This is a genomic window from Oceanobacillus sp. AG (genome assembly GCF_009746545.1).
Classification (GTDB): domain Bacteria; phylum Bacillota; class Bacilli; order Bacillales; family Amphibacillaceae; genus Oceanobacillus; species Oceanobacillus indicireducens.
On the sequence record NZ_WOWT01000014.1, the window covers coordinates 12,239 to 32,167 of the forward strand.

Here is a 19,929-nt window from a genome sequence, read left to right on the forward strand (position 1 = left end):
TTTTTATTAACTCTTTGTTCCAGTCATTGAGCCTCCTAAATTGTCTATATGCTCATCTACCTGTGTTTTATCTTTATTCGATTTATTGGTTAAAGATAATTCCTATTGGGATGCTAAAGAAACATTGAAGCTACTAAAAGTAAAACCCAACCATGATGAAACTTTTATTTTCTCTAATCCTTAAATTAAGAAATTTTTGTTTGCACCTGATTTTCCAGTTCTTTCCTCTCTTGTTTCTTGATAACAAAGGGAGAGGCAAATAATACTGCCATTAATACAAGACCAAGATATCCAATAAGTGGATAGAAGTATGCTACAAGATCAGTAAATCCAATAAAGCTAGCTATATACCCCGCAGCCAATATAATCGTGAGCGCGATTTTGAATTTCTTTGTTTCCATGTCCACAAAACGAGCCGTAAATGAGAAGAACATACCAATCGCTGTGTTGAAAATCATACCAAAAATTACGATAGACATAAGCAAACCTAAAAGTGGTGAAAGTTCACTAACAATTCCAAGTAGCGGCATGTCCAATCCACCAACAGTTTCAACTTGTGAGAAGATGGCAAGATGGCTTAATATGATTAGAATACCTAGAGCTAGTCCGCCGAAGAGTCCGCCTAATGCTGCTTGTTTCTCGTTCCTTTCTACTCCACCCATTACAATGGCCATTGCCGCTCCAACAGCAACATTAAAGGATACATAGTTAATAGCGGAAACAAACCAGTTAGGCAATGTAGTTGGGACCGCTTTTGCTGTTTCGTTAAGGGAAGCGAACGTTCCATCCATTGTGATAAAACTATAAATAGAGATAATGATTATGAATAAAACTAGAAACGGTGTAATACTACCAATAACTGTAACAACACGATCTACTTTTAACATACCTACTGCAAGCACTAGAAGCGTCATTAATGTCGTGCCAACAATAACCGGTAATCCGAATTGTTGATTAAGATTCGAGCCTGCTCCAGCAATCATGACGACACCTACACCAAACAATGTAAAAATGATAATATAATCAATTATAGTCCCTAAGACACGGCCGCCAATTCGATAGATGACATCGCGATGTGATTTTGTTTTTGTATGACTTCCTAGCCAAACAAGGATCATCCCTATGGAGGCGAAGAGAGCAGTCGCCACGACCGCACCGATTATTCCTAAAAGACCAAAACTTGTAAAATATTGAAGAACCTCCTGCCCAGAAGCAAATCCTGCTCCTACGATTACGCCAACAAAGGCGCTTGCAATTTTGATTATACTTTTCATCCATATTCCCCCTTGTCCGAATGCAACATACAAAGAATTCCGAAAGTTCAACCTGTAAACGAAATCTACTACCTAGAAACGCAATACAACAATATTCTTATTCTATCCCAATCATTACAAGATTCGATTGTGCTACTTAATAGAGGCTTCTATTTTCCTGTTTGGTTGCGCTTTCAAAATTAATCTTACAAGATTCTTACAACTTTCTCTACCATTATAGCAAAGGTCTAATAAATATCAATTGTAAAATATAACAAAAGGTGACAAAAATGTTGTTTAAAGACAAAGACAATGCGGCATTGAAAGCTGGTTTAAATGTAGTAGATGGTAAAGTTACATTTGAAGCAGCCGCACATGACCTTGGCTATGAATATGTTTCCGCAGACGAAGCATTGGCGGCACAAAACCACTAATATTAATTTTCTTGTAAAAATGCCCCTTTCATAATAATTATAGAAGAGCATTTTTTAAACAAATGGTAAATTGGGAGAAGTATTATGAATCATGCAAGTTTTCGAGGGGCATGGGTTGAAATATCATTAGATGCGATAAAGGATAATGTGAAGAAAACGCCAATTAGACATTGTTGCAATAGTGCGGCAACCATTGCATTCCCTTAAAAACATTTAGATATGTCGGTGCTCTATTTTTTTGATTTTGTGCTCCATAAGCTGAATGAAATACATTCGTATATACTTTCATTTCATCTTCATGTACGGTCCATTAGCGGTCATTGACACTAAATAAACTTCCGCCTATAATATAAAATATTCTAAATATAATAACCGTCTGTCTATTCAATTTAACGGTTGCATACAATGGTTTCTAGACACAGTATTGAATAGAATTTGTAGGCGGTTTCTGCACGTCATATTTTGATTCTGTAAGAGGGGATGAGGACTTGTTATATTCAATTATTCAACCAGATGATACATGGGTTCTATGGGGATTTCTAGCAGGTTGGGCTGCAATTAGTATTTATTTAGAACAAAGATATAAATGGGCCTCCAAACTATCAGGAGCAATCATTGCTCTTGTTGGTGCGCTTATTTTAGCTAACTTAAATATTATTCCTACTGACTCACCTGTCTACGATACGGTATGGGCATATGTTGTTCCACTAGCTATCCCGCTATTACTGTTTCGTTCTAATATTCTAAAGATCTGGAATGAAAGTGGAAGATTACTCATTATCTTCTTAATAAGTTCAATTGGTACGATTTCTGGAGCAATTATTGGGTTTTACCTGTTAAAAGATCATATTCCGTTACTCGATAAAATTAGTGCTATGATGACGGGTTCTTATATTGGAGGGGGCATCAACTTTGCTGCGATGTCGGCACGATTTGATGTCCCTGGAGAAACGGTTTCAGCTACAGTTGTAGCAGATAATTTACTAATGGCTATTTACTTTCTTGTCCTAATTTTAATACCAACACTGAACTTTTTCCGAAATAAATTTAAGACACCATACATGGACGAGCTGGAAAAGAAAGCGGGTGGCAATGAAAATGAGGCTGCATCTTACTGGAAAAGAGAAGACATGTCATTAAAGGACATTGCACTCGCAGTAGGTACAGCATTTGCAATTGTTGCCATATCTTTTAAACTAGCTGAAATCTTTAATGATATGATACCTTCAGGGGAGAATGTTAATGTCTTCTTAAATATTCTAAACGGAATTTTCGGTGATGAATACTTGATGTTAACAACGCTTACGATGTTATCTGTTACTTTCTTCCCGCGTTATTTCGAAAGTATAAATGGGGCGCAGGAAATCGGTACATATCTCATTTATATATTCTTTGTTGTAATTGGGGTTCCTGCTTCGATTCCACTTATTTTACAGCATGCTCCATTAATATTAGTATTTGTAACGATTATGGTGTTTATTAATATGGTAATATCCTTTACTGTTGGAAAAGTCTTTAAGTTCTCTTTAGAAGAAATTATTCTTGCAAGTAATGCAAACATTGGCGGTCCAACAACTGCCGCAGCAATGGCAATCTCAAGAGGATGGACAAAATTAGTTGGTCCCATTCTACTAGTTGGAACTCTAGGGTATATTATCGGCAACTATGCTGGTACATTTATCGGAGTCTGGTTTAGTAATTTATAAAGTTGTTAGGAGGCTTTGTTGCCGGATTGACGGCATTAGCTTGGTTTATGTTCTTTATCTATTAGCTCCGATCTTACCAGGTTTATAGTCTCTGTATTTTATAAAGTGAAACTCATTCAGTGGTGGTATCCTTACCTCCCTCACCGAATGTTAGTTGAACAGAATCAGGGATTTACGGACTGTTTATCCCAGCCTTCAAATATTGGGTTTCCCTTATGTTTAGAGGAGGGGGTATTACAGACCGTTAATACGTGATAAATCAAACATGAAAACTATTTTTAAATCGGCATATGAAGCGATAAGTAAAGTAATGAGTAAACCGTGAAAAAAGTAGTAGAATAACAAAAAACGAATCCTAACAAATGTTAAGATTCGTTTTTTCATCTATTCTCCAATCATCTTAGCCGCAATATTATTAATAATATCACCACGGCTAAGCACGCCAACTACTCTGCCAGCATCATCTACGACTGGAAGCTTTTTAAAATGGTGTTTTGATAATATGCGTATGGCTGTTTCAAAATTCTCGTCTGGCGAGACCTTTACAATATTGCGCTTCCTCATAATTGCTTTGACCTTTGTTTGTAATTTTTCCCGGAGAACATCTTCCATTTTTCCGTCTTCTATAATATAGACAAGATCAGCAAGGCCGGCTACGGGGTTAGGGGATAGGTAACGCAATACATCTCCATCAGAAATGATGCCGATTAAATGATTGTCATCATCTACAACAGGCACACCGCCAATTTGATTTTTTTGCAATATAACGAGTAGATCTTTGATGGAATTAGTTGGATTTACGGTATATACTTTTCTGATCATAAAATCCTTTACTTGCATAGTTTGCACCTCTCTTTATAGATACATGCATATAAGTCTATTTTACCACATCTTTGTTTTTCATATGTGTAAAAAAGTTCATCGTGCTATTGCTGCAAACCCAAAAAGAGGGGCCACTCCACCGAATGTATTCAGATCAGGCACTCTACCAGATGAAAAGGCTCCTTATAAGAATATTTTTCCAAATATACGGTTTACAGACATTTGGTTTCCTAAAATCATCGGCAAAACTTGAATTAGTTTGGGTAGCAGTAAGGTTCTGTTTGGAAAATATTCGATAAAAAACATAATAGCGCTTACAATTCAGTTGTGTTATGATGATAATAAAATTTTCTGTTAATAATGAGGGGGATAAATATGGAAGTACCATTAATTCTGACTCAATTTCTAGATCGAGCTGTCAAACTTTACGGGGATAAGAAAGCAATCATTAATGATGATCGTGTATATACCTATCGCGAACTAAATGAACGTGTCAATCAATTATCACGTGGTCTTAGCGATCTTGGAGTGACAAAGGGTGACAAAGTGGCATATCTTGCACCGAATACGGTTGAGATGTTGGAAGGATTTTATGGGGTTTTCCAGCTTGGAGCAGTTATGGTACCTCTAAATATCCGTTTAACATCAGAAGATTACCTATATATACTAAATCATAGTGAATCTAAGATATTATTCATTGATCAGGAATTATATCATTTAATTGCACCAATCAAAGGTCAACTGGATACCGTAGAAGATATTATTGTTCATTATCATGACGGAAGCTGTGACGAACGGGACTATGAGGAGTTTTTACGTTCTTATTCAACAAGGGAATTTGAGCGGGAATACTTAGAGGAAACGGATATCTGCAGCTTGCTTTATACGAGCGGGACTACTGGTAATCCAAAGGGAGTGATGTTAACCCATCGCAATAATTATCTTCACGCTTTAACGAGTATGCATCATTTAAGGGTTGACGATGAGGACGTGCTGGCTCATGTGTTACCAATGTTTCATGTAAATGGTTGGGGCTCTCCTTTTTATTATACAGCAAACGGTGCAACCCAAGTTTGTTTGAGAAAGGCGTCTCCTGTAAGTATTGTTGAAGCGATTGAAAGGCATGGGGTTACCGTGATGCATATGGCACCGACAGTCTTAAATTCCTTGTTGCAGTATTATGAGAACAATACTCCAATATTTAACCAGAATATACGGGTGGTTATTGCTGGCTCTGCGCCTCCACCATCGTTTGTTACAAGGGTAGAAGAGGAATTGGGCTGGGAGTTTATTCAAGTCTACGGTATGACGGAATCCACTCCTTTAACTACTATCTCAACGATTCGTTCTCATTTTCAAGATCTTCCACAAGAAGAACAATACCGGATAAAAGCGAAGTCTGGTGTTCAAATGATTGGAACAGAGGTAAGGGTTGTTAATGAATTAGGTGAAGAAGTTGCTTGGAATGCTGAGGAAGTCGGTGAACTTATTGTTCGAGGCAACGGGGTGATGAAAGGTTACTGGAAAAATGAAGAAGCGACAAGAGAAACGATACGTGACGGGTGGTTATATACTGGGGATATGGCCAATGTAGATGAAGAAGGAAATATCGAAATCATTGATCGGAAAAAAGATGTCATTATTTCTGGTGGGGAAAATATTTCTTCAATAGAAGTAGAAGGAGCCTTATATGAACATCCGATGGTTTTAGAAGCGGCTGTCATTGCTGTTCCACATGAAAAATGGGGCGAAACACCCCACGCATTTGTGGTATCGCGAGAGGGAGCAGAAGTTACGGAAGAAGAATTGATTCAATTTTCTAGAGCTAAACTTGCTCATTTTAAAGCAATTACAGGTGTCACCTTTGTAGATGAGCTTCCTAAAACTGCATCAGGTAAAATTCAAAAAGTCCGGCTGCGGCATGATTATTGGGAGTCAGTAGGTAAGAGTGGAAGGTTTGTGAATTAGAAAGTCTTTGTTATTTTAAGGGTAGTAACTGGCATCTCCACTTGAATTCCCTAGTTAAAAAGTATATCATACAAATGAACTATATATTTGCAGCTTCTATAAAGGGAATGGAGGAACGAATCTTCATGTGGCGCAGCTTTCGTATTAAATTAGTTGTTACGATGGTTATTTTTGCTGCAGTAATAGCTTTTGTTATTGCAACAATCAATCATAAAAGAATATCAGACCAGGCTATTCAAAATAATGCATTTCAATTGGAAAGCATTGAGGCTACGGTAGAGTATTCCTTAAATACAATAGATAAAGCCTATTATTATTTTGATAACGATGTAGCGGAGAAGATGAAAGCGAATACAAGGGAAATGTTAGAGCTTTATGAAAATAATCCAGCCGTCGATACGTGGGATATACAAAATTTAAAAAAGAAATACGAGATGGACGTGTATTTCATTAATCCGGACAATGTCATTTCACATAGTTCGAATGAGAATGATATCGGAATGGATTTTAATGAATGTTGTGGCAAACTTGCTAAGATACTTGACACTCGGAGGGAAGCTGGTGCATTCTACCACGATGGGATGGACATTGCTCAAGCAACCGGTGAGATAACTAAATACAGTTACATGGCGACTCCTGATAAAGAATATATCATTGAGCTTAGTTATTCCTTGCAGGAAGGGGATATTTTCAAGGATTTTAATTTCCTAACGGTGACCCATGATTTGGAAAAAAGTTACCCATCGATTAATGAAATAAATATACTGAATCTAGGTGGTCTTGCATTGGGGGATCCTGCAGAAGAGTCGAAATTATCGCCGGAGCGGAGAGCCGCTTTTGAAGAAACATTAGCTGAAGGAGAAACTACTGAAGTTCGCACCTTAAACGATAAAGGCGAAGCAGTCATTTATCATTACGTGCCCTACGATTCTGGCTATGATTTTGGTTCGACACAGAATAAAGTGGTTGAAATCGCTTATAACGAACAGGAACTTGAATCTATTCTTAAAGGGCACAAGGAATCATTTATTCTGCAACTGGCATTTATTTTAGTTATAACAATTATAATCGCTCTTATTATTTCAAAATGGGTGTCCCGTCCGATGTACATGGCGTTCCATGATAGCTTGACGGGCTTAAGGAATCGGGCGGCATTTGAAGAGGATTTAGATGGAGTTTTGTGTGAGAGTGAAGGTGAAACAGGGTTATTAATGATTGATCTGGATCATTTCAAGTCTGTTAATGATTTGTTCGGACATGCAGATGGGGATGAATTATTGAAAAACATGGCAACTTCTATTCAGTCGACTATCCATTCAGAGGGAAGGCTTATCGATTAGGCGGGGATGAATTTGCGATTGTACTTCAAAATACGAACCGAGATAAAGCAGAATTAGTCGCAAAACAAGTTATTACTGCAGTGAATGAAGCTGTAACAGAGTATTACAAAACAAGAGGTCTTGATTTAACAGCAAGCATTGGAATTGCGCTAGTTGATGATGAAGTAAAGGACGTGAGTGAGATTTACAAGCGGGCAGACCGAGCATTGTATGAGTCAAAGGGAAGAGGGAAGAATCAGTATCGGGTGTATGGGTAGAAATATAAAAGGAAACAACTATCCTACTCTTCCGGCAAATCCCAATATACCGTATGTAATTAGGTTTTCAACCCTATTTTACCAATGAAGGTAGTGGACCGCTTATACTGTTTGCCCTATTATTTTTTGCTATTGCTTATTATATTTCATTAAATCCTAAGAAGATAGTTGACCGTGTGGGACAATTGCTCACACCAATTTTACTTGTTGCTCTAGCTATTTTATTTGTGCGTGCTTTTTTCCTTTTAGAAAATGTAGCACAAATCATCGGGTTTGTGCCGTTCTTTGATCTAGGTTTAGGCTGGATTGTTCCAGCGCTTGTCGGTGCAATTGTTGGATATGTTATGGACCGGTTTGTGACAGGTTACAAGGAGACAGTGGCTCTTGATAAAAAAGTAAGCTAGGTTGAACGAGACAGCTTTGGGAGTAGGGATATATAATACTAGTTAGAGGACAAAGCCGTCATGCTTATGGTAGTGTATGATGTAACTTGAATTATTGGTAATATTGAAGGAGGAATTTTAAGTGGGCAAAAAATATACAGGTTATCTCGGGAGTTACACTAAGAAAACAAGTGAAGGAATTTATCGTTTCACCTTGGATACCGAACAGAAAAAGATAACAGACGTAGAAGTGGCGGCTAAATTGAATAATCCGACATACTTAGCTGTAAGTCATAATAATGATTATGTTTATGCTGTTTCTCAGGAAGGTGAGGAGGGCGGTATTGCGGCCTTTTCTGTTTCAAATGGCAACTTGGAAAAACTAAACAGTGAAGTAACAGCTGGTGCCCCGCCTTGCCACGTGAGTGTCGATAGTAGGAACCGTTTAGTTGTCGCGGCGAATTACCATACAAAACAAGTGGAAACATTCCTCACGAACGAAGACGGCTCCATCCAGGCTCCAAAGTCTGTAACTCATGAAGGAAGCGGCCCCCATGAGCGTCAGGAAAAACCGCATCTCCACTTTGCAGGATATACGCCAGATGAGAAATATGTTGTAGTTGTGGATCTCGGCAGTGATACGATTACAACTTACTCCCCGAATGGAGATGAATTACAAGAAGTTAATGTGTTAACTGTAAAAGCCGGCAGTGGTCCGCGCCATATTGCATTCCACCCGACAGCTCCCTATGCTTATGTAATGACAGAGATAAGCAATGAGGTTATTGTGCTTAAATATGATGAGAATACGGGATCATTTGAAGAAGTCCAGTATGTAGCAACAATTCCAGAAGATTTTACGGAAAATAACCAAGGAAGCGCAATCCATTTATCTTCCGACGGGAAATTTGTGTACGTAGGTAATAGAGGTCATGATTCCATCGCCGTTTACCGAATTGCAGCGGATTATTCGGTCGAGCTGGTTGAGTATACACATACAGAAGGAAACTGGCCTCGTGATTTTGTACTCGATCCTAGTGAGCAATTTATTGTAGCTGCAAACCAGGAAAGTGGCACATTAACATTGTTTGAAAGAGATAGCGAAACAGGAAAACTAACTCTACTGCAGAAAGATGTAGAAGCACCGGAAGCAGTATGCGTTAAATTCTTGCATGCTTAATTGATTGCGTAACTAAAAAGCTTGGCACGTTTCCTAATTATGACAAGAAAAAGTGGAAACATGCCAGCCGATGATAATCGAGGTGAAAAATCAAGTATTATATTTGATTTTTTACCTTTTCCATTATTTTTGTTCAATATTTCACAATTTGTCTACAGACTATCAATGTGAAAAGGTGTACAATATAATTGAAAGGAAAAATATTAAAGAAAAGGTGGTTATCATCATGCCCCAGAGTATATTTAAAGCAACTGCACATCTGGAAAAAGGTGTTCAAGTGAAGGTGAAATCTAGGGATTTTGAAATTACGGTTGATGAGCCTAAAAGTTTGGGCGGGACAGATACGGGAATGAATCCGGTGGAAATGATTCTAGGAGCACTTGGTGCTTGTCAAGCTATTACCGCCGCAACGTTTGCTGGAAAACATGATATGACGTTCCATAATCTTTGGGTAGAGCTGGAAGGTGACCTTGATACAGACGGATTTATGGGGATATCTGATGTTCGTAAAGGTTATTCAGAAATTCGTTATAATATTCATATCGACACAGACGAACCACGAGAAAAAGTTGAAAAATTCATTGAGTTTATCGAAGCAACCTGTCCCGTTGGTGACACCATTGCGAACCCAGTAACAATGAAATTGAATAAAGTTATTATTGAAAATAAATAATTCACCTTTTACAGTAAGAAACCCTCTGGTATAGTGAGTGAAACTAGTAATTCATTATAATTGTGAATGCGATTCCAAGATTTTTTTCGAGTAGAATAGAGCGTTTCATCTTTAATCGCCCGTTTGTCCTAGATTCGACTTCATTTCGGTTGATTAGAGGGGTTCTAATCACCTGAATAAGTCAGCATAGAAATCGTTCGGTCGATTAGAGGTGCTTTAATCCCTCGAATAAACTAGATTAGAGTTCATTCATGCAATTAAAGGTAGTTTAATCCCTCGAATAAACTAGATTAGAGTTCATTCATGCAATTAAAGGTAGTTTAATTCCTCGAATAAACTAGAATAGAGTTCGTTCATGCAATTAAAGGTAGTTTAATCCCTCGAATAAACTAGATTAGAGTTCATTCATGCAATTAAAGGTAGTTTAATCTCACTCGAAGAAACTAAGATTAGAGTTCGTTCACGCAGAGGGGTCTTATCAATTTGTGAAAAACTTTCCTTGTTCGATTCCGCCGTCCAGTAAAGCTGCACATTTATTATAGTAAGCTCATCAAGCATTATTTAAAGTCTTCCTGTACAGTGATTAGAGTAATTTTTAAGAAGAAAAAACAATAGTAAAAAAGCTTTCTTCCAAGTTCGTAATAGATTTATTGGAAAGAAAGCTTTTTTACCTGAAAAAATCATTTATCCTCTAAAAATATCCTTCCTGCCATAAAAATAATTAATCTCTATCCTAAATACATCATTAATTCCTGCACCATATCAGGAACCAATGCTTCCTGATAACCTGCTTTTTTCTTTCTTCTTAATTCATTCGCGACTGGTATTAATGCAGAGGATGTGATCGAAGCTAACTTTTGGAGACGGTCGGTGGATAGTTCTACCTCTGTTATCGATTTTTTGTACGATTCCAGATCCATTTTCCATATCCGCACATTACTTGGGTGCCGGAGCAATAATCGTTCCGCCATGTTTAAACCTTCTGGATCAATGTCACCTGCATAATGGATTGTACATCCTTCCTGCACGAGTAAGTCGATTAGAACAAGACCTGCTAATTTAAATTGTCCATGCGTGCACAGCAATGGAACACTTGGAAGCTCGTCAAGCAAGCTTGAATAGACACCCGAGTTCTCAACAATCCAAACATCGCATCCATGGTTAGCTGGGTAAGCATGTGATAAATCGACTAATTCCCGAAGTGGAACATTCATGACGCTATGTGTTTCTGCGGCTGCCTGCCACATTGGATGAGCACCACTTTCTGTTTCACCAATGATGTTCGCGCATGTAACATAATTCGTTATATCATCCCTTAAAATTCGATGAGATAATAGTAAATCATTTATGCCTTCGCTAGTCGATGGAATAAATACGTTCCTGTCGTTCATGGAGTAAATGGACAGCATATGGATAAACAGTCGTCCTAAGTTTGTATTTTGGTCAAATGCATGTGGATCACGAGTGATACGTTGACTGAACAACGGTAGTCGTTCATATTGCTCAGGTAAATGTGTAATTGCTTTTTCCAAGCGTTCCATCCATTTTATAAAGCGAGGTTTGGACTCTTCTATTAACCGGTAAATCCAGTATGTATCAGCCGGCTTTTTTCTGACATGGTTTAGCCAATCACGTAGTGCAGGGAAATTATCATTCAGTTGAATGAAAAATTGCCGGGTCTCTTCATCTTGTTTCTCTTTCATTTCCTTTTTTGAAAGAAGGGTTTCCCCGAAATACGCTTCGAGTAACTCTTTTAAATGGACTCCTTCAAATCTCGTTGATTGTAGCTGTTGCTCAAATTTCTCAAGGGAAACATTGCCCTTCCTTCTTAATTCTTTATCTGTTACACCTAAAAATCGTGCGAGTGCATCTAATTCTTCATCTGAAAAATATTCTAATTTAACTGTACCGCCAATTCTGCCAAGAGATTCATATTTTTTCTTAAAAAGAGAAAACAAGCGACGAAAATGATCTCCGTCGCTAAAATAAGCTAAAGCTTCTTTCATCATCATTGTGTCACCTTCATGTCGCTTTCTTCATCTATTTCTATTTTATCAAGTTCGATGCGTTTATTTCCATCCCAGTAATAGCCCATGACGCCGACGAAATCTGCATTCTTCGGCCTTAGAAGTTCATAAATGGAAAGCTCACTGATCGTATCATAATCTCCCCAAAGCACTTGTGAGTTCATCATATAATCAAAACCTAATTGCTCCACAATCTCAAACATTTCCCTAATATTATTTTCGTCCACTCCAGCAAAAGCTTCGTCTAGCGATATTATATAGGGTGCCTCCGGATCAGCCTCCAAGTAGCGCGAATAGCAAGCAGTGAACAGAGGAATATACATTGCCATCGCTTTTTCACCACCACTGAATTTATAAAACTGATTATTTGTCAGTTCACGTTTATTCTCTCCTTCACGGCGAAAATAGAGAACAAAGGAGAACCATTTACGATAATCAAGCACTTCTTTCAACACTTGAAGGAATGTCTGTAATTCATTTTCATTTTCGGCTACTTCTTTTGCTTTTTCTATTTTGGAGCGAAAATGCATAATAATTTTATCTCTATCTGTTTCTTTTAAAAGCTTGGCATCCTGTCTTAGTAGATGGACAAGATCCACCGTATCCATCTCAGTCTCCGAATCGGCTGTTCGGGGCTTCCACTGGATAGAGAAGGATAAGCCGGATGAGGTGTCGCGAGATTCCATTAATTTTTTCATTTGCTTCACCCATTGCTCTGCTCGGCGGATTCGTGCACGCAGCTTTTGCCCAACGGTATGGAAAAGGATTTCTTCATATAGTGCTCTGTCCTGATCGTCAAGGAAGCTTTCTTGACGAGCTTGTTCCATTTCTATTTGCTGTTTAAGCATCGAAGGACTCATCTGTTTTCCAAGATGATTCAATTCAATAAGCTGCCGGGACATTTTTTGTTTCCAATTATCAATATGAAGTTTCTGCTCATCGCTTGTCTCGATATTCATCCATTCAGGTGTCTGGTAGGGTGCACTGAAGCTGTTCAGACGATATTCCATCAAGTCGCCATGCTGTTTATAATATTCTTTTGTCAGCTGTTCTAAAAGTTTAGGACGTTCTTTCTCTTTTAAAAGATGTCCAAATTCGTTTGTAACTTTTCTAGCAGCCTCATGTGCAGGTTGATCATTTCCAGTAAGTACGAATTCCCGATGCAATTCGCTTAAGAAAGACTTCTCCCAAGTTTCCTTCAGGTGCAACCAAAATTGAACGGTTTGTCGGACATGTGTGAGTTGTTCATCGATCTGTTTTCGTTCTGTTCGTTTAACCGGCAGCTTTTCCTTCGTTTTATCGAGGGCATGATCGATTTCTTTTAACATGTCTTGTACTTCGTTGATCTGTTTACGAATATCTATTTCTCCGTGTTTTTCAAGTTCGAGTTTGATTTGTTTTAAGTTTACTTCGAGCCCTTTAATCAAGTCTTCTGCTATGTTGATGTCTCCTTGAATTTCCAATATTTCTTCTGTTAATTCGTGAAGTTGATTTTGTTTATCCTGATATTGGAGAGAAAAGTTAATGTACTGGATATGTGATTTCTCTGTTTCGGATAAATCTTTTTCATAACGCTTCATTACAACGATTGCTTCTTGAAATGAAGAGAGACTCACTTCTAAATTATAACTCCTCGTTTTTTCATCAATGGTACGTTTTACAGTTGTATATTCCGCATATATTGTCTGGATTGCAGTAGTTAATATTGCGATCTGTCCATTATGGTGATTGATCGTTAATCGAACATCTTTAATCTGGTTGAAACTTTCAGCTAAGTCTTTGTCGGGTGGAAAAGCAGCAAGTCGCGTGCTCGCTTGTTTAATAGCTGTTTCTATTTGTTCGATTCTGCTGTCCAGGGATTGTTTTTCGTTTTGTAAAGCATAGATTTCTTCCTGGATGCGTTCGATTTGTTCTGCTTGGTATCTTTTTCTTGCATTTTTACCGATATACCGAACATTTTCCACCGGGAGAGCATGCCCTTTGAGAAGTCCTATTTTATAGTTACCTTGTTCATCTACGGAGAAATGAGTTTCACCGCTTTCATCGATTAAAATACTTCTTAATATATCATCAACTAAGCTCGTTGCTAGTTTGCTGTTTGAATCAAGGTCAGGTTTTAAATAATTAGCAAGCGTGTAAGCCATCATCTGCGGATTCGCAGTCAGTACTTTATCATGTTTTATTTCGATATCTTTTTCTACAATCAATGCGTTCAGCATACCGCTATCAATCAATGCAGCTTCAATCCGCTTCTGAAGTGACGGTTCGACATCATCATGAAATTCAACTGCTGCGTATAAAGGGGAGTAGGCAATCCCCATTTCTGTTAGTTGCTGCCTAGCTTCTTTCGTTAACGGGTCAGTGGCTGGCTCGGGATCTTTTTTCGACTTCCATTCAGCCAGTTCTGCTTCCTTTGCTTCGAGCTCTTCTATTAATTGATTTTGCATAAAACGAAGCTCAGACAGTTTTTCTCGTTGGCTCTGTTCATATTGATATGTTGCTTGGCGGAATGGTTCCTTTATCGTTTCATAGGAGGTATCCTCATATAAACTTTGCAACGCACGAGCAGTTTCCTGCATAACTTCATCTGGAATATCAAGCCAAGATGTTTCATTTACCCAAGTGTGAATTTCATTCAATTTTATCTCTTTATCCTCTTCGAAAAGTCGTACCCATTCCTGTTCTTGATACAGGGCGTCATCCAATTTCTTATTTTCATCTGCCAATTGTTTGTTTTTTTCTTGGTATTTCTCTTTTAATGCTTCAAATTCTCTTAGTTTCTCTTCTATCCATTCAAGATTCGACAAATGGTTGCCTGCTTCTTTTTTCCATAAGCTGAAATCAAAGGTTGCTTGCCCGTGACGTTTAAAATCTTGTTCATTTATATGATGAGATTCCGTAAACGCAGCTTCTTCCGCGTCATTTACAAGATCGGTCAGCTTGTCTTTGATGTCTTTTTCTTGACTTGCAATAGTTGTTTCTAGTTTCTGTAAATCTATTCTTAGATTATGCTCTCGATTTCGCCTTGTTTGCAGTTGATCCGTTTTTCTGCGGTGTATCGCAGTTTCTTGTGTAAGTTTATTTTCTATTTCCGCACGTTCCTCTTCCAAGTTCCAAATTTTATGGGAGCGTAATCGCTTTTCTTGCGCCATATAGGTGGATTTTTTTAATTCTAGTTCTTTCCTGTCTACTTCCAGCTGCTCGATTTCATTTATTAGCTGTTCTTGTTTCAATTTGGTTTCCTGTTCATTTTCTTGCTCTTTTGCCAAACGTTTTTCGGCTTGTAAATATTCATGTGCCTGTTCTGCGAGTATATATTCATTATACGTTTGATAGAATTTATTTAAGCTGGTGATGGCAACTGCTTCCCGGTCTAGTTGTTCGATCTGCTGTTTTGTCTGATCCATCTGTTCAATCGTATCCGACAGATGACGCAGATCTTCGTCGGACAATGGGGGAAGAGCGGCTTCTAAAATTTCATAGATGACGGTCGGTTTAAAGTCTTTGGAAAGCTTTGGACTTCTAAGCTGGATAAGCAGCTTAATCAAGTCTTCATAAGCTTCGATTGTTTCAAAGTTGAATAGATATTTATTTACGAGCTTTGTATATTCTGATTTCGTCTGTACAACATGACCTCCATCTTGAAGAAGATTTTCGAGTTCAACGCGGGAGAGAGGGAGTTTATGTTCTTCACCCGCGCTCCGCTCCAATTTATACAGATGAAAGTCGATGGCAATCCTACGGTTATCATTTATGACAAACCCCCAGAATTTCATCTGTTTATTGCGTTTTGCTTGTAAGCCAATCCCAATTGTTAAATATTGCTCGGTGTGCTCCCGTTTAAATTCGATAAATAGGTAGCCGGTCCGTTCATCCCGATTGACGATCTCTTTTTCACCTAAAAGATAATCTTCCATCTTTCTTGCTTTGGAACCGAATGGATCTAAACGGTCAGGCGATGTTCTTCCGTCGAGAAGTACAGGGAGGAAGCTTTGCATGGTCACGGATTTTCCGGAACCATTACTACCTCGGAGCAATAGTTTTCCATTAGAAAAATTAAAAATTTCTTCATCGTAATACCAGAAATTCAGTAACCCAGCACGGTTCATTTTCCATTTATTCATTTTAATTGTTCACCTCGAAGTCTTTAGGATAATGCCCGACCATTCTTGCAATAGCAGGTTTTAATATGATCATGTCTGAATCGGCTTCGACTGTCGCTAATTCCCAATCTTTATAGAGCTGTAAAAGTTCTTCAGCGATCAAGTTATAGGACATATCTCGATATTTTTTACTCCAGCCCTGTCCGTAAATCCCTTTTACCGTTCCTGTTATTTGGCTGAATTCTGCCATCGTTAATTTAACTTCACCAAGTGCATTAATGGAATAAGCCCCTATTTCACCACGCAGATACGTTTGAAAATGGAGCGCGACATTCATAATTGCTTTCTGGTCAGGAAATAGGGTATAGCGCTGTTTTCGTTCTGGCATGACGAGCATAGCTGCATTTTTAAATACTTCCAGTTGAAACGGTGTATGTGATTCTAAATCTTCACGCAGTCTGTTTCTGAAGCTCCGGATATAACCGAAATCAGGATCTTCCTCGCTCTCACGATAGACAGCGGGGGAGAAAAGCAGTTTCCGATATACCCGTTTACGACGTACATCATCTTGATGTCTCAGCCATTCGCTCTCCAGTATTTCCTCCGTTGTTTGGTAGCGGAATAAATCATCTGGATATGAGCGCATGAAATAGCGGGCGTAAACTGTCACTTCATAAAGAACTTCATGCTCCTCATTACCTGCAAACAATTCAATATCGCCATCGACGACTTTAATAATATCGAGTTCAACCATTTTCTTCAGTGCACGTACAAGTGATTTACGCTGCTGATAATTCGTCCAATCCAGCGGAAAATCTCCTGGATAGAGATCCTCGATTTCTTCCGTAATATCGGATAATAAAAATTGCTCCTCAACGGATCGCTGTTCGGTGAAAGACAATCCACAGCAAAAAATTGCATAATCAAGTGGCTCAGTAAAATCTTGAATTCCCATCCATCCTTTTGGAGTAACTGGTATTTTTTCCAATTTGATAAAATGTTGGTGAACGATTAAGTCAAATCCCAATTTATCGGAAATATATCGTTTCAATGTTTTTTCCCGTTCACGGATGAATTGGTATGTAGCAGGTTCTTTCGTGCGTAACACCCAAAACTGTTCAAATAATATGCTTAAAGCTTCAATTGTTTCTTCATCAAATCCGGTCTGATTCATGATGCTGATCCCTCCAGATCTATAAATTGAAAGGTTACATTAGGCATTTTGAGGACGCCGTCTTTTGCTCGTAGTAAAACTCGACCATCACGGATAACTACACGTACCTTTACACCAAGCTCTGTTTTTATCGTCCGATCTTTGCGAACCATCGCTTTACCGATCCAGGAGAGTAACAGTTTTCTAACATGGGATTCAACAAGCGGAAGATTTTCAATGTGGATTTCGTTTCCTTCAATATATTGTTCGATTAGTTTCTTCTCCTGTTGCTTCTGTTCTAAATATTGTTTTTTTAATTCTTCTTTCTTTTTGGTATTACTGGTAACTGCACCAGGTCTTGTTTTTTCCCGGTAGTTCCGTGTGATCGGTTTTGTTTCGTGTTCCATTGGTTCCTCGTCCCAGACGTCGGTATAAATGTTTTCCGTTGGGATGTGATCGATGTGGAAATGACGAGTATGCAAGACACCAAAGGCCACAGAGGAAAGCTGATGTGCTTCCTCCAAGTCTTCCAATGAGCTAAACCATTTTGCGAGATGAAGGTAATCTTTTTTCCTGCTCCGGAAATATTGATGTCTCTCCCCAAGTCGCTGAACTACTCGAGTAATCCGACGAATGGATTCGGTTGTACGTTGTTGTAACATTTCGTATTGACTTTCCCCGTGTTCGTTCCCGAGAAACCAATCTTTAATGCTTGCCCATTTTTCCTCCTGTTCTTTATATGGATCTGTTTCTTCTTGTTCTTGCTCAAAGCGGAAAACTTGATCTTTATGCTGGATGACCTTTTGAAGAAAGGCGCGCAGTTCACTTTTTGTGATTGCAAGTAAAATATCCTGAATTTGCAGGGATGTTCCTTGCAGCGCTATAATAAAGTCTCTTAAATAGGTAGTAAACTGATCCTTGTAAACGAGAAAAGCTTCCGTTTGCATTTGCTCTTCAACTTCTTCACTATTTAGGTAGGCAATATAGTCGGATGTGTTCTGGGTAATTTGCCGGAAATAGGAAAGAGTATCATCCCAAAGTTGAGCGCATTCTTCATTTTTTTCCGTTAAGTTTCCTTTGATAATACGTTCAATTTTTGCAAGAGATTGATAAAGGCGTTCAAATTGGGATTTTTCAAGAGAGCCGCCAAATACTTCTCCCATGCCTTCAAGCTGGATGAGCATTCTCTCAAATTCGATGGTATAAGGTGTGGATTGGTAACGAAATCGCTTCTTTTTAAATTCTTCAACGGTTCGCGATTTACCCAATTCTTGTCTAGCTATGAGGTTTCCCCATTTCACCAGCGTGTCGAGGTCAATGTGAAGGGCTTCAATTGGATAGTCTTTGAATTCGTCATATTGGATAAGGTATTCATAGATTTCTTCTGGGAAAAGAAATTCTCTCATTCTTTCATGCTGAATAAAAAAATAGCGGAGAATTGCCCGGTAGCTCCACGCCTTTTCAGCCGTCAAATAAGTTGCTTCTTTTACACGTTTAAACATATTATCACCACTCGGTTCATAGTTAGTTCTATTCTAACATGGTTCAGGTATATGTCACTACTCGAATTGTGTCGAATGGTTGTGGGAATCAGTGGAGAATAGGTTGCCTCTAATAAGTAAATTCTAAGTTAACCAAACAAGAGAGATAGATTATTTAAGTTGTTAATGATATAATAAAACTTATATGTTCAATAATTCACAATAAATTTAACTAATAATAATAACGGAGGTTTTCATATGATAAAAACAGCAATCATTACAGGTGGTGGTAGTGGCTTTGGTAGGGAAACAGCTTTAAAACTTGCGGAGAAAGGAACAAACCTTTCTATTGTTGATCTGTCAAAGGAAAGAGGAGAAGAAACAGTAAGGCTATGTGAGGAGTTAGGAGTGGAAGCAATTTTTGTTGAAGCGGACGTGAGCATGATGGAAGATGTTCAGCGTTATGTTGCCGAGACAATAGACAAATTTGGAAGAGTAGATTTATTCTTTAACAATGCAGGTATCTCTGGTTCAGGAGTTCGCACACTGGAATGCTCGATTGAAGAATTTCATTCCATCGTCAATGTGAACTTGAATGGTGCTTTCTATGGATTGAAATTTGTTGTGAATGAAATGCTGAAGACTGGCGGTGGCGTGATAGTGAATACGGCTTCCTTGGGTGGCGTGGCCGGCATGCCAACACTTGGGGCTTATTCTGCAACGAAACATGCGATTATTGGTTTAACCAAAACAATTGCTGGTGAATATGGCCGGGATAATATCCGTATTAATGCGATTGCACCAGGGACGAACAAGATACCGATGGCATTCCCACGGGGAGAGATTGATGCAATGGCCGAAGAAGTACCGACGGATAGATTAGGTCAGCCACATGAAGTAGGGGATGTCGTAGCATTTTTATTAGGTGAAGAATCATCTTATATTCATGGAGCGGTAATTTCGATTGATGGGGGAGCAGCTGCATTATAAATGGAAAAGTAGGACCTTATAAGAGCTAGTGAATAATATCTGAAGAGAATTGTTTCATCTGGGGCCACTCAACTAGTTTTTATAATGCCTTAGTGTTAATGTGCTTAATATATCGAATCAAAATTAGTGGCATATCGAAAGACACCTATACTTGATTTT

General features: G+C 38.4%; 15 protein-coding genes and 1 pseudogene. 10 read left to right on the forward strand and 6 right to left on the reverse strand.

Annotation, left to right across the window (positions count from 1 at the left end):
• Positions 1-185: 185 nt before the first annotated feature.
• Positions 186-1,274 (reverse strand): YkvI family membrane protein, encoded by a 1,089-nt coding sequence (locus tag GN217_RS08995; protein ID WP_156856354.1) that lies wholly within the window; start codon positions 1,272-1,274, stop codon positions 186-188.
• A 287-nt stretch (positions 1,275-1,561) separates the two neighbouring features.
• Between GN217_RS08995 and GN217_RS09000 the strand changes: the two are divergent.
• The 3 genes and pseudogenes from GN217_RS09000 to GN217_RS09005 all read left to right on the forward strand — a co-directional run.
• Positions 1,562-1,687: pseudogene (locus tag GN217_RS09000) on the forward strand (alanine dehydrogenase); the annotation flags it as partial.
• A gap of 84 nt (positions 1,688-1,771) precedes the next feature.
• Positions 1,772-1,894 carry a hypothetical protein gene (locus tag GN217_RS19185; protein WP_255454366.1) on the forward strand — a complete coding sequence of 41 codons (123 nt, stop codon included), beginning with the start codon at positions 1,772-1,774 and terminating at the stop codon, positions 1,892-1,894.
• A gap of 281 nt (positions 1,895-2,175) precedes the next feature.
• Positions 2,176-3,393, forward strand: a complete 1,218-nt coding sequence (locus GN217_RS09005) for a DUF819 family protein (RefSeq protein ID WP_156856356.1) — start codon at positions 2,176-2,178, stop codon at positions 3,391-3,393.
• A gap of 384 nt (positions 3,394-3,777) precedes the next feature.
• Here GN217_RS09005 and GN217_RS09010 read toward each other — a convergent pair whose 3' ends face one another.
• Positions 3,778-4,215, reverse strand: a complete 438-nt coding sequence (locus GN217_RS09010) for a CBS domain-containing protein (RefSeq protein WP_232334385.1) — start codon at positions 4,213-4,215, stop codon at positions 3,778-3,780.
• Between the two features lie 375 nt (positions 4,216-4,590).
• Here GN217_RS09010 and GN217_RS09015 point away from each other — a divergent pair, with 375 nt between their 5' ends.
• The 6 genes from GN217_RS09015 to GN217_RS09040 all read left to right on the forward strand — a co-directional run bounded on the left by GN217_RS09015 (position 4,591) and on the right by GN217_RS09040 (position 10,016).
• Positions 4,591-6,183, forward strand: coding sequence for a long-chain-fatty-acid--CoA ligase (locus GN217_RS09015; protein ID WP_156856358.1), 1,593 nt, complete (start codon positions 4,591-4,593; stop codon positions 6,181-6,183).
• A gap of 107 nt (positions 6,184-6,290) precedes the next feature.
• Positions 6,291-7,523 (forward strand): GGDEF domain-containing protein, encoded by a 1,233-nt coding sequence (locus GN217_RS19190; RefSeq protein ID WP_198042620.1) that lies wholly within the window; start codon positions 6,291-6,293, stop codon positions 7,521-7,523.
• A 17-nt stretch (positions 7,524-7,540) separates the two neighbouring features.
• The gene (locus GN217_RS19195) at positions 7,541-7,780 is read left to right on the forward strand and encodes a GGDEF domain-containing protein (RefSeq protein ID WP_255454368.1); all 240 of its coding nucleotides are present in this window, start codon (positions 7,541-7,543) and stop codon (positions 7,778-7,780) included.
• Positions 7,781-7,887: 107 nt separating this feature from the next.
• Positions 7,888-8,184, forward strand: coding sequence for a branched-chain amino acid transport system II carrier protein (locus GN217_RS09030; RefSeq protein ID WP_483310467.1), 297 nt, complete (start codon positions 7,888-7,890; stop codon positions 8,182-8,184).
• Between the two features lie 121 nt (positions 8,185-8,305).
• The gene (locus GN217_RS09035) at positions 8,306-9,343 is read left to right on the forward strand and encodes a lactonase family protein (protein WP_156856362.1); all 1,038 of its coding nucleotides are present in this window, start codon (positions 8,306-8,308) and stop codon (positions 9,341-9,343) included.
• 226 nt (positions 9,344-9,569) lie between these two features.
• Positions 9,570-10,016: an OsmC family protein gene (locus GN217_RS09040; RefSeq protein WP_156856363.1), complete on the forward strand. Its 447-nt coding sequence runs from the start codon at positions 9,570-9,572 to the stop codon at positions 10,014-10,016.
• Between the two features lie 728 nt (positions 10,017-10,744).
• Here the strand turns inward: GN217_RS09040 and GN217_RS09045 are convergent.
• From GN217_RS09045 to GN217_RS09060, 4 genes are read right to left on the reverse strand one after another with little or no spacing between them, the layout of a single operon-like run.
• Complete coding sequence (locus GN217_RS09045) at positions 10,745-12,025, reverse strand: TIGR02679 family protein (RefSeq protein ID WP_198042621.1); 1,281 nt, start codon at positions 12,023-12,025, stop codon at positions 10,745-10,747.
• Positions 12,025-16,167, reverse strand: a complete 4,143-nt coding sequence (locus tag GN217_RS09050; protein ID WP_156856365.1) for a TIGR02680 family protein — start codon at positions 16,165-16,167, stop codon at positions 12,025-12,027. The genes GN217_RS09045 and GN217_RS09050 overlap by 1 nt, the downstream gene beginning before the upstream one ends.
• A gap of 1 nt (position 16,168) precedes the next feature.
• Complete coding sequence (locus GN217_RS09055) at positions 16,169-17,320, reverse strand: TIGR02678 family protein (protein ID WP_156856366.1); 1,152 nt, start codon at positions 17,318-17,320, stop codon at positions 16,169-16,171.
• A complete protein-coding gene (locus GN217_RS09060; protein WP_156856367.1) occupies positions 17,317-18,801 on the reverse strand; it encodes a TIGR02677 family protein in 1,485 nt (494 codons plus the stop codon). The genes GN217_RS09055 and GN217_RS09060 overlap by 4 nt, the downstream gene beginning before the upstream one ends.
• Positions 18,802-19,038: 237 nt before the next feature.
• On the opposite strand from GN217_RS09060, the gene GN217_RS09065 reads away from it, so the two are divergent.
• Positions 19,039-19,770, forward strand: a complete 732-nt coding sequence (locus GN217_RS09065; RefSeq protein WP_156856368.1) for an SDR family NAD(P)-dependent oxidoreductase — start codon at positions 19,039-19,041, stop codon at positions 19,768-19,770.
• The last annotated feature ends 159 nt before the right edge of the window (positions 19,771-19,929 follow it).